We start from the raw sequence: 12,043 nt of genomic DNA, 5'->3' as shown, positions 1-12,043 counted from the left end.
CCTTTGAAGCTTTAGGCCTTGGCCTTCGTTTTATCTTCTATCGTGACAGGGAGCTCCGCTTGTTTAACCAGCCCGTCTACTTCCCTGCGAAGACCGAACCAGTTTTTATTCGTATGGGCCGCTACCAAGATACTTCCCTCTTGTGTCTGTACCCAAACCCGGCGATGCTGCCAGAACACACCGATTGCAACGCCCGCAAGGAAAATGAATGAACCGAAATAAATCAGTGGCAATGCTTTGTCCACCCGTACATTCAGCCCTGCAATATCGATTAAATCAGGCATTTTGATGTCGAGGCCGTAACGAGGATCATTTTTCTGTGTAAGAATGGTTCCTTCAAGATATACCAATTTTTCGTTGTACTTGCCATTGTCTCCAATGAGTTCTAATGCGACCATCGGATTTTTAGGTAAATTGGTTTTCGTCGCAGGCTTCCCGTCTTTTCCCATTATAAAATCGGGGAAGTAATCCAAAATCCGTACCGTGAACCCATCCGCAATGGTTTGCTCGGGCTGTGGATTGTACAGATCAATTTTGATAAGGCCGATTTCTTTTTTATTGTTTTTCAAATCGACCACTGTAAAATTGAGCGCTCCAAGCTGCATCTCTTGCACGCCGCTCTGATAAATGTAGAGGCTGTCCTGCTCCATCGGATGATTCACGACGATCGGCCCCTTCTGTACTTCTACCAAATCCGGCTTTTTTCCTGGAACGTCAGCGCTTTTATTTTCATACAAAATGGCATCTGTCTGGTAGCTCTTCACGATGGCTCCGCCCTTAAGCTCCAGTTGCTCCGGCATTTCTTCTTCCGACCAATACTCTGTCGTGTAGTTCTCGTTTTTTATGTAGTAAGGGGTATTCGGAATCGCCATTGTTTGTCCCTCACGCACCCAGACGTACTCGTCCAAGTAAAAGCCAGGCAGGCTTCGCATTAAGGTACCGACCAAAAACAAAATCAATCCAATGTGATTAATGTAAGGACCCCAACGGCTAAAACGGCCTTTTTCAGCCATAATCGCTCGCTCCGTGCGGAAAATGCGGTATCCTTTTTCTTTTAATGCCAGAGCGGAGGCGTCCAGTATTGCTTCCTGATTGGCGTCTGGAGCAAGCTCACCCTCTGCAAACAGCTTTTGCCCTTTCAAGAAGGACTTGTGCTGGTTCAATCTCGGCTTCTTTAACGCTTTATACAGCGGTACTACGCGGTCCAGACTACAGATAACCAAAGATGTACCGAGCATAACCAGAAGCGTCACAAACCACCAGGACGAGTACATATTGTGAAATCCAAGGCCGTAAAAAATCGTTCCAAGCGTACCATATGTTTCCGTATAAAAGCGGGCAACATCTGCTTCTGTCGGTACGGGTACTGGTATGTACATTTGCTGCGGAAAGATGGTTCCGACTGCGGACGCCACCAAAATGACAATAATGATACCGATTGCAATTTTGACCGAAGAAAAAAAGTTCCAGACTCGGTCGATTACCTTCGTGTTATTCGTTTGAGAACGTCTTGCCATTCCTTCATAACGCATGTCAGGAAACGAAGTCTGCTCGTGGACTTCCACATTCAAAGGCTTCCCGCAAGACTCACAGAGCAGCGTCCCAACCGGGTTGGTATGACCGCATTCGCATTTTCGCTGATCCATCATTGCTCCTCACTTACGGCAAGATTTTTGTTACTTTTGACTCAATCATGGCTTCATCCAATTGCCCGATAAATACTTCCTGCACTTCTCCATCTGGGTCGATGAAAAAGGTCGTCGGAATCGGACCAATTCGATACAGCTTTGTAATTTCCGATTGGCGATCAAGCAAAATAGGGAAGTCAATCTCGAACTGCTTTACGAATGGTTCTACGGCAACTGGCGATTCTCCGATATTGACGCCAATTACAACCAATCCCTTATCTTTAAACTTCGTATATTGCTTTTGCAATGCCGGCATTTCTTCCTTACAGGGTTCACACCATGTGCCCCAGAAATTGAGGATAACGCCTTTTCCTTTCAAACTTTCCAGAGCCAGCTCTGGTCCATTCAATTGTTCCAAACTAAAATTCGGAGCATCGCTACCTACTTTCACAGCACCGGGGTCCTTCACAAAGCTGGAATAGAGTGCAAAGACCAGCGCCACAAGCAAAACACCCAATACCGCGATCCTGACATATGTACGATTGCTTTTGTTCATGAGGCCTTACTCCCATCTACTGCTAATAAATTGCATCCTTTTCCCATTCTATTATAGCGTTCCTAGTTTTTCCGACAGCGCACAACTTATGAACAGATTTTGAACGAATCAATGTTTCGCGCGCGGGCTCCTTTTCTTTTGAACCAAGCCCCGCTTCAAGCTCTCCACTTCCTCATGAGTGAGCTTGCGAAATTCGCCAGGCTTCAGTCCATCTAATGTAAGAAATCCTAAACGGATTCGCTCCAATGTCAACACCGGATGACCGATCGCCTCACACATTCTGCGCACTTGGCGATTTCGTCCTTCATGTATGGTCAGTTCTACCAATGCTCTTTGACTGCTAGACTCTGTCTTTAGCAATTTAGACTGACCGGGAGAAGTCATGCCGTCTTCCAAACGAATGCCGGTTGCTAGCTTGCGCACTTTTTCCTGACTGGGGATTCCCTTTACCCATGCCCGATACACTTTATCGATTTCATAGCTTGGATGTGCCAGCCTGTTGGCGAGCTCCCCGTCGTTCGTCAAGAGCAGCAAGCCGGAAGTATCATAATCCAAGCGACCTACTGGATATACCCGTTCTTTAATTCCCTTCAACAGATCGATCACTACCCGTCTGCCGCGCGGGTCTGTGACGCTCGTAATGACACCAGTAGGCTTGTACAACAAGAGATAGACATGTTGCTCCAGCTTAACCGGCTGTCCATTCACCACAATTTTGTCCTTGAGCGGATCGACTTTTATTCCCTGCTCTCGTACGACTTGGCCATTTACCTGCACCTTGCCTTGCGCAATCAATTCTTCACAATGGCGACGAGAGGCGACTCCAGCATGCGCCAATACTTTCTGTAAACGTTCCATCGTTGGTTCACCTCTACAACATCATACCCATTCTTACTAGTGTGGACAAGAAAAAGGGAAAAACTTCCCCATATCCATGAGGAAGTTTTCAAAGCCTACTCTATTTGAGCTCTTTTAAGCGAAAATGTAGGAGACAATGAGCAGCGAAAATATGACACCTGCCAGGTCTGACCACAAGCCTACTTTTAGTGCATAAGCAGAATTGCGAATACCAACTGCGCCAAAATAAACGGTTAGGACATACAGAGTCGTATCTGTACTCCCTTGCATAGTAGCGGCCAGTCTGCCCAAAAAAGAATCGGGACCGTACTGTGCGATCAGATCTGTTGCAATCGCAAGCGAGCCTGTTCCCGTCAACGGACGAAGCAACGCCAACGGGACCAGTTCTTCCGGAAAATGCAGCAGGTCAAGCAGCGGCTTGAGCGCGCGAAGCAGTAGATCCAACGCTCCTGATTCCCGAAACATACTCACTGCGACCATCATGGCAATTAGGTGCGGGAGTATGCGAATGGTAGTGGTTAAGCCGCCTTTAGCTCCATCTACAAACGTCTCGTAGACGGGGACTTGTTTCCGCCACCCATACAACAAGACAAAGGCAATCGTAACGGGAATGGCCCAAAGAGAGAGCAGGGATACCCATTGGTACATAAGGACTCCCCCTATCTGTGTCTTCGTATATGTCGATAACGGTACATGCGATCAATCAACAGCGCGACAATCGTGGCGGCAAAGGAAGATAACAGCGTAGTCCCTACGATTTCTACGGGATTCACGGAGCCATACTGCATGCGGATTGCGATCATGGTTGTAGGAATAATCGTTATGCTCGCCGTATTGATCGCCAGCAGTGTACACATGGCAGCCGAAGCGTTTTGCTTGTCTGGATTCAGCTTTTGGAGTTCTTCCATCGCTTTCAGCCCCATCGGCGTTGCTGCATTACCAAGCCCGAGCAGGTTTGCACTCATATTTGAGAGGATATACCCCATAGCAGGATGCCCTTTTGGAACATCGGGAAAAAGGACTTGAATGATCGGTGACAATGCCCGAGCCAATAGCTCAAGGAGTCCTGACTTTTCAGCAATCCGCATCATTCCCATCCAAAAGGCGAGAACACTGAGAAGTCCGAGACAAACCGTTACTCCCGTCTTGGCTCCCTCAAACGCTGCTGCGTTGATCGCTTCCATCCGCCCCGTCACGGCCGCAACGACAATGCTAATGACAATGAGCCCGAGCCAGATGACATTAAGCACTCCACAGCCCCCCTGACACTATTCCCCAAAACTGCTGCCACATTGAGCGTGAAGCTTGCGGGGCTGCAGAAGTCGGCGCATCCACACGAACTAGCAACGGAACCTGCCCAATCATCTTTTCCTTTAAATAGAGCTGAAGAAATCCTGCCAGTTGACCATTCATTTTCGATGTCACCGTTGATTCTCCCATAACGACACGCTTGTGAATCGCTTCTGTTTCTGTCGTTTGCAGTGGATATTGAAATGTGTTTGTGGTGACAAGATGAGTTCCTGCTTCAAGTGTGACTGGCGTGTCAGGCTTTACCTCCTGCCCTTTCTTGACCAGCTCTTGTAGCGGATAATTTGCGAAGCCCCAGTCCATCAGCTTGGCGGAGTCGTTCCAGTCATCAGAAGCATTCAGAGTAATTGTCGCCAGCTGTCTTCCGTTCCTTGTGGCAGAGGAAGCTAGGCAGCGCTTCGCGAGTTTGGTGTATCCCGTTTTCACACCATCAGCACCGTTGTAAAGGTGAAGCATCTTGTTTTTGTTCAGTAAGCGCCGGTCCCATTGTTCGCCTTCCCACGAAATATCCTTGACTTTCGTTGAGACGATTTGACGAAACACCGGATTATGTAAGGCATAGGCGGACAGCTTTGCCATATCTTCCGGAGTGGAGTAATGCTGGTTACTGTCATCTAAACCATGCGGATTGGTGAAATTCGTATGCTCCATTCCAATCATTGCAGCCTTTTCATTCATTAAGTAAGTGAATCCGGGCACTGATCCTCCGATGTGGGTAGCGATGGTGACGGCTGCGTCATTGCCAGATCGCAGCATCAAACCGTACAGCAGTTCTTCCAGCGTGAGCTTCTCTCCATTTTTCAAGTAGATGGATGAGCCTTCTACACCTACTGCTTGTGGCGGTACCGTTATCTGTGCATCCAATTTGCCCATCTCGATTGCTACGATTGCTGTCATCGTTTTGGTCAGACTCGCAATCCTCATTTTTTTCGTACCATTTTTGGAATAAAGAATCCGTCCACTCTCGACATCGATTAGTGCTGCACCTTCAGCTGACAAGCCAGGTGGAGCTGCAGCAGCCTTTACCACCGCTGCCGGCGTAAAAGCCATCTGTATAAAAAGAAAAACGACGAGTACGCCGGACAGATATTTTCGGATGTTCATAAACGTCCTCCCCATTTGAAAACTTGGACTCAACCTTGCCTATAAGGCAAGAGAAAAGCCGTCGTTATACCACGATACACAGGTTTGTACCATAGTATATGGGGACGAGTCGTATGATAGTACGAAAAACTGTCCGGGCTGTAACTAGTCGTTTGTCGCTTCTTCTGCTTTTCCGAATAGCGCTGATGCTTCAAGACGCGCTTCTTCAATATCAAGATTGACAGGCGGTTCTGGCAAATCCCCCAGTTCCCGTAAACCAAAATGCTCCAAAAACTCTTTGGTGGTCGCGTACAAAATGGGGCGTCCGATCCCCTCTGCTCTCCCCGCTTCACGAATGAGTTGCTTGGATAAGAGGGTGTTCAGTGCTTTTTCGCATTTAACGCCACGGATCTCTTCAATCTCCGAACGGGTCAGGGGCTGCTTGTACGCAACAATGGCGAGTGTCTCCAACGCTGCTTGGGATAGCGTTGACTGACCTGGTGATGTTGCTAACCGTTCAAAATAGGGCACATGCTCGGGCAGAGTGGTCAGCTGATACGCTTTTGCCACTTCCACGATTTGAATACCGCGTCCTGCCCGGCGGAAGTCAGCTTTCATGTCTTCGATCAAGTCGATGACCTCTTCTTCCGACACCTCAGTGATTTCACTGATTTCTTTGGCATCGATTCCTTCATCACCCGAGATGAACAGCAAGCCCTCGATTACGCCTTTCAGCTTGTCATAGTCCATCAGTGTGGGCTCCTTCCGTTCCGTTTTCACATATGATGATGTCTTGAAACAATTGATTTTGTACACACGTAATGTGCTTAGCCTTCATAAGCTCAAGCAAGGCGAGAAAGGTCGTCACAATCTCTGTACGCGTCGCCCCTTGCGTAAACAACTCAGAAAAACGAACCATCCCACCGCTGCGTACCGCTTGGCGTATCTCTGTCATTCGATCCTTGATGGAGATTTCGTCGCGCGATACCTTGGTCATCGGTTCTTTTTCTTTCGTTTTCTTTACCAGCTTTTCCAGCGCGTTGATCAAATCGTAGAGGGTCACATTTGATACTGTATGATCCTCTTCACGCACATAAGGAGACAAATTCTCTGCGGGACGTGTAAAGACTTGATTACGACCGATTTCCATTTCTCGCAGGTTCTCGGCAAGCATCTTATAGCGCTTGTACTCCAACAGACGCGCAACCAGTTCTTCACGCGGGTCTATCTCGTCTACATCCATATCGAGGAACTGCTGAAAGACATGCTCCTCCTTTTTGGGTAACAGCATCTTGCTTTTAATAGAGAGGAGCGTAGCCGCCATCACTACGAACTCACTGGCCACATCCAGTTGGAGCTCTTGCATCTTGTCAATCGTCGCGAGGTATTGCTCCGTAATTTCCGCTATCGGTATGTCGTAGATGTCCACCTCAGCCTTGTCGATCAGATGGAGCAACAGATCGAGTGGTCCCTCAAAGGAATCAAGTTTGATGCTGTAAGCCAAAAGTCGTCCCTCGTTTCCGTTAGATGAACACGCTTAAGATACTACTTCCAATTCGTTGAACCAATTCCAGGGCAATCCCATGGGGAATACCAAAAATGATTGTGCTGACCCCCGGAATAAAGATGAGTAATAGGAGAATCCACGGCCCGTAGACTTCATAATTGTAAAACTTTCCATCCCAACTTCGCGGAGACAAAAATCGCAGTATTTTGTAACCGTCCAATGGCGGAATCGGCAACAGGTTGAAAATGAAAAGAGCTGTATTGATCCAAACAGAAAATCGTAGTGTCATATCAATTGCGTAAGCCACTTTTTCATGCATTCCTACTAGTACTCCGGAATTAATTACCACGAAATACACCATGTAAAACAATACCGCGAGTATCAGGTTAATGAGTGGACCTGCAAATGAAACGTAAACAATCCCTAATCGCTTGTTCCCACGGAAATGCAGAGGATTAATCGGCACTGGTCTCGCCCAACCAAATGGACCAAACAAAATGAGAATCAAGCCGAACGGATCAATATGCGGGATTGGATTTAAAGTTAAGCGGCCCTCCGATTTCGCCGTATTGTCACCCAGCTTCCAAGCGACAAAGGCATGCGCCCATTCATGCAAAGTGAAAGCGATAACGAACGCAATTAAGCGAAACGGTACCGTTTTCCAATCAAAGTGAAAAAGATCCATTGCTTCCTCCAATCATGCGCGTTCAAAAAGTCATCTTTTTGAACAACCCCTGATAAAAATCGTCTATCTTCTAGCATACCAGCAGATAGATAGGCTTACAACCCCAATCCAGCTTGACCCAGCATGTAGCCTGACGAAAAAACACCGACAAGGATTCCCTCATCGGTGTTCATTCAACTTCTATTATCCTACTTTTACTGTACCCATTTTATCGCCTTGTTTGATTGCATCAACGTGTTCCAAACCGGAAGTGACGCGACCAAATACGGTATGTACGCCATCGAGGTGAGGGAAAGAATCGTAGCAGATGAAGAATTGGCTTCCGCCTGTGTCTTTTCCTGCGTGTGCCATGGACAGGTAACCGCGGAGATGCTTATGTGGGTTTCCTTTTGTTTCACATTTGATGGTGTAACCAGGACCGCCTGTTCCTGTTCCGTAAGGGCATCCGCCTTGTGCTACGAAGCCAGGGATAACGCGGTGGAAGGACAGACCGTTGTAGAAGCCTTCGTTAGCCAATTTCTCAAAGTTTGCAACTGTGCCAGGAGCTTCTTGATCGAACAGCTCCAGCTCGATTTGGTTACCATTTTCCATGGTGATGAGCGCCTTTTTCATATGTTGACCTCCATACCTTGTAAAGTTAACGTACCCATTCTACCATGGAGATCGATTGACGTCCAATTTATCCCTCGATGCGGATCTGCTCTTCGCCAGGCAACTCACAGTCGGTAATAAAAACAGTCCCCGCCTTCGCTTTTGCCACCATTTTCACGTACGCAGCCTTCTCTGCAACTTGTTCCGCACTAGTGTACTTCCCTGCGTAAAGGACGACACCTGCCATCGACATCGAGAGCTCCTGACCGTCCCCCATTCTGCGCTTTTCATAAATGTCCGAAAAGTATGGCGTAAAAGCATCCATGATAAACAAAACTACATCATTCGCACACTGCGCCGTCGTAATCAGAATAAAATCATCTCCGCCAATATGACCGATGAAGTCAGTCCCGCTTCCGTACCATTTCGAGGCTTCCCGCAACAAATTCGCGGTTCGAACAATGATCTGATCACCCACTTCAAACCCATAGCGGTCATTAAACCATTTGAAACGGTCGAGATCACAGTAGATGACCACCTGATGATCATACCGTTTTAGCCGTTGGTTCAATTCTCTTTCAATCTGCACATTTCCCGGCAATCCTGTCAGTGGATTGGCTGAGCTCGCCATCTCGAGTTTAATGGAAGCCATTTTGTCCAACAGCCTCTGCACAGTAACGATACCGATGTACTCCCCTTTCTCATCAATAATAATGACCACATCATACAAATGATAAGCATCTCTGGCCATCGCCCGCTTCGCCACCTCATCCAGCTTGTCGTCTTTGGTAGCTTTGAGCGGGTTGGTATTCATGATTTGAGAAACGGGTCTTTCATAGTACAGTGCAATTCCGTATTGACCACCGAGGATCTGATACAGAGAAAACCTCATGACAAGTCCTACCGGTATGCCGTTCTCCAGCACAACCACGCTTTCAATTCGCTGATTTTGCTCGAAAATCTCATGGATGCGTCTTACTTTCACGTGCTTTTCAACACTGATCGTCTTCGCCAAGATTTCCGTCATAGCGGGAGTGGGCAGTATTGGCGCTGCTTCTTGCTCAATCCGCTTTTCCATCGTAAAACGCAGAAAGTTCATCGCCTTTCCACATAGCTGCGCCATTCCTTTGTCCGGCTTGCCTAAATAGTAACCCTGTCCGTAGATGACACCGACTTCCATGAGCGTTTCCAGCTCACGCTCTGTCTCGATCCCTTCTGCTATGATTTTGCAGTTCACTTTGTCAGCAAAAGATACAAACGTCTCCAACAACGCCTGCTTAATCGGATCGACATCGATGTTACGAATTAAGGACATGTCGAGCTTAATAAAGTCCGGGTAGATTTCTGTAATCGATTCCAAGCTGGAATACCCTGCTCCCGCATCATCTACGGCGATCATATATCCTTGCTTGCGATACTCCTCAATGATTTTTCGAAAGACAGCGTAATTCGTAATCGCATGACGCTCTGTAATTTCAAAAACAATGTTTTGCGGCGTCAACTCATACTCTGCCAAAAGCATCTGCACTTTGCCACGCAACAGAAACGGATCGTCAATCGCCCGTGGGTCCAAATTAATGAATAGTTTTTCATGAGGCTTCAGGTAGCGTATATGCTCCAATGCCCGCTTGCGACATATATGCTCCAAACGAAACACCGTATCCGTCTCTTGTGCATAATTGAACAAGGCTGCGGGAGTTGCAAAAAGACTGTTGACCGGTCCGCGCGCCAGTGCCTCCCACCCCAGTGCTTCGCCATTTGGCAAATGAATGATCGGCATGAAGTGCATCTGAACGTTTTCCTCTGCAAGCAGCTTGTGAAATTGTCTAATGTGTGCATACTTTTCGGAGGTAATCCCATACTTGGCCATATGTACAGCATGTTTAACAGAGGTATACATCTCTTTCACGATATCTTCCCCGATGATTTCCGAAAAGCCGATATGGACACGAAGCTCCTCGCGATTAACGAAGCTCACTTGTCGATTTAACTGTCGTTCAGCTAGCTCCTGAAAATGAATGGATAGCATTTGACAGTCTTCTTCACTCATCATTTTCGAAAAGGAAGTGTAGATGGCAAAATCATCGCCCCACAGCTTTTGAATCGCGATGATTTTCCCTTTGATTTCAAATGCTTGACGAGCGACAGCTGGCAAAATGCTTTCGAATATATGAAGAACTCTCTTGGCGCTCGTATCACCATAACGATGCTCTACCTCTGTCAGCTTGACGATATCTATATAAAACATGACGACTTTCTTCTCTCTCTCCACTTCTTGCCGAATCATCGCCTTCATCCATTGGCGTTTGTCCAATGAAATATAGGGTATTCGTCGAAACCGCTTCATAAGAGTCGACAACATGATGAATCGCTCCCCCTCACCCTTTCATTATGCCGAGAAAACATTAAGCAATCATGAATGGGAGATGAAGGAAATACAAAACCTTCCCAAACGATCGGGAAGGTTTGTGCATTTTTTATGAAGTTTAACGCATAAGCTGCGCGCGTTTTGGCAAAACATCGTGACCGACTACTTCTGCGTACGTTTCGCGTCGTACGACTACTTCTGCTTCTCCATCCTTTACAAATACAACTGCCGGACGAGCAATCCGATTGTAGTTGTTCGCCATGGAATAACCGTATGCACCTGTACTTGGGACTGCGAGAATATCGCCCGCTTGCGCTTCTGGCAGCTTCACATCCCAGATGAGCATATCACCTGACTCACAGCACTTTCCTGCAATGGATACAACTTCTGAGGCAGGTGCATTCATTTTGTTCGCAATCGCTGCTTCGTATTCTGCATCGTATAAAGCTGGTCGCAGATTGTCTGTCATCCCACCATCGACCGCAATATATTTTCTGACATTTGGAATGTTCTTATGCGATCCAATTCGGTACAAGGTTGTCCCTGCATCCCCTACAATACTCCGACCTGGCTCGATCCAAATCTCAGGTAAAGGAATCGCCAGCGCTGTTAGCTCTTGGCGAACGATATCTGTTATGGCTTTGATATACGTTTCCGCTGGCTGCGGTGTATCGCTTTCTACATACCGAATACCAAAGCCTCCTCCTACATTCAAAACTTCCGGGAGGAATCCTAGCTTTTCTTTTGCTTCGCCCAACAGCTCTGTCAATCGTTTGACAGCCACGAGGAAGCCTTCTGTTTCAAATATTTGTGAGCCAATATGGCTATGAACTCCCAATAAATGGAGATGATTGCTTTCATGAGAGAATTGAATCGCCTCAAGAGCCTGGCCGTTTTGCACATCAAAGCCAAACTTGGAGTCGATCTGCCCAGTAGAAATGTATTCATGTGTATGAGCTTCTACACCCGGCGTGACACGCAAGAGTACGGCGACTTTTTCGTTTCGCTCTTCGGCCAATTGAGCCAACATGTGCAACTCATAAAAGTTGTCCACAACAAAACAGCCAATTTTGGCATCAAGGGCCATGATTAACTCATCATGAGATTTGTTGTTGCCATGAAAATGGATGCGCTCTACGGGGAATCCAGCTTGCAGAGCCGTATACAATTCGCCGCCAGATACTACATCGAGTGACAAGCCCTCCTCTTCAACAAGCTTGCACATCGCCAACGTGCAAAATGCTTTGCTCGCATAAGCAACCTGGAACGAAAAACCCGTATTGTGAAACGCATTGACAAATTCTCGGCATTTGGTGCGAATTTGCTGTTCGTCATACACATATAAAGGTGTTCCGTAAGTAGCAGCTAGCTGTGTCGTATCACAGCCTCCGATTTCCAGGTTTCCTTGTTCATTCACTCGACTTGTCCCGTGTAAGTACATGTTCTGTTTCCTCCCCAA

General features: G+C 47.1%; 12 protein-coding genes. All 12 read right to left on the bottom strand.

Annotated elements, in window-relative coordinates; all coding sequences use genetic code 11:
- Positions 1–11: 11 nt before the first annotated feature.
- Entirely contained in the window at positions 12–1,646 is a 1,635-nt protein-coding gene (gene resB, locus HP567_RS15755) for a cytochrome c biogenesis protein ResB (RefSeq protein ID WP_173609834.1), read from the bottom strand.
- Between the two features lie 13 nt (positions 1,647–1,659).
- Positions 1,660–2,184: a thiol-disulfide oxidoreductase ResA gene (gene resA, locus HP567_RS15750; protein WP_173609549.1), complete on the bottom strand. Its 525-nt coding sequence runs from the start codon at positions 2,182–2,184 to the stop codon at positions 1,660–1,662.
- A gap of 108 nt (positions 2,185–2,292) precedes the next feature.
- Positions 2,293–3,042, bottom strand: coding sequence for a pseudouridine synthase (locus HP567_RS15745; RefSeq protein ID WP_173609550.1), 750 nt, complete (start codon positions 3,040–3,042; stop codon positions 2,293–2,295).
- 114 nt (positions 3,043–3,156) lie between these two features.
- Positions 3,157–3,690 carry a spore maturation protein gene (locus HP567_RS15740; RefSeq protein WP_007724050.1) on the bottom strand — a complete coding sequence of 178 codons (534 nt, stop codon included), beginning with the start codon at positions 3,688–3,690 and terminating at the stop codon, positions 3,157–3,159.
- 11 nt (positions 3,691–3,701) lie between these two features.
- Positions 3,702–4,292: a nucleoside recognition domain-containing protein gene (locus HP567_RS15735; protein ID WP_173609551.1), complete on the bottom strand. Its 591-nt coding sequence runs from the start codon at positions 4,290–4,292 to the stop codon at positions 3,702–3,704.
- Complete coding sequence (locus HP567_RS15730) at positions 4,285–5,454, bottom strand: D-alanyl-D-alanine carboxypeptidase family protein (protein WP_173609552.1); 1,170 nt, start codon at positions 5,452–5,454, stop codon at positions 4,285–4,287. The genes HP567_RS15735 and HP567_RS15730 overlap by 8 nt, the downstream gene beginning before the upstream one ends.
- 144 nt (positions 5,455–5,598) lie before the next feature.
- Entirely contained in the window at positions 5,599–6,183 is a 585-nt protein-coding gene (gene scpB / locus HP567_RS15725; protein ID WP_016739982.1) for an SMC-Scp complex subunit ScpB, read from the bottom strand.
- On the bottom strand, positions 6,173–6,937 hold the full coding sequence (locus HP567_RS15720) for a segregation/condensation protein A (protein WP_173609553.1): 765 nt from the start codon (positions 6,935–6,937) through the stop codon (positions 6,173–6,175). Before HP567_RS15720 ends, scpB begins: the two co-directional genes overlap by 11 nt.
- A gap of 19 nt (positions 6,938–6,956) precedes the next feature.
- A complete protein-coding gene (locus HP567_RS15715) occupies positions 6,957–7,625 on the bottom strand; it encodes a site-2 protease family protein (RefSeq protein ID WP_173609554.1) in 669 nt (222 codons plus the stop codon).
- Positions 7,626–7,808: 183 nt separating this feature from the next.
- Positions 7,809–8,237: a peptidylprolyl isomerase gene (locus HP567_RS15710; protein ID WP_173609555.1), complete on the bottom strand. Its 429-nt coding sequence runs from the start codon at positions 8,235–8,237 to the stop codon at positions 7,809–7,811.
- A gap of 67 nt (positions 8,238–8,304) precedes the next feature.
- Positions 8,305–10,578 carry a GGDEF domain-containing protein gene (locus HP567_RS15705; protein WP_173609556.1) on the bottom strand — a complete coding sequence of 758 codons (2,274 nt, stop codon included), beginning with the start codon at positions 10,576–10,578 and terminating at the stop codon, positions 8,305–8,307.
- A 124-nt stretch (positions 10,579–10,702) separates the two neighbouring features.
- Entirely contained in the window at positions 10,703–12,025 is a 1,323-nt protein-coding gene (gene lysA, locus HP567_RS15700) for a diaminopimelate decarboxylase (protein ID WP_173609557.1), read from the bottom strand.
- Positions 12,026–12,043: the final 18 nt, after the last annotated feature.

Origin of the sequence: Brevibacillus sp. M2.1A, assembly GCF_013284355.2 — a bacterium.
In the GTDB taxonomy this organism is placed as follows: domain Bacteria; phylum Bacillota; class Bacilli; order Brevibacillales; family Brevibacillaceae; genus Brevibacillus.
This window is presented reverse-complemented; position numbering and strand designations above follow the sequence as displayed.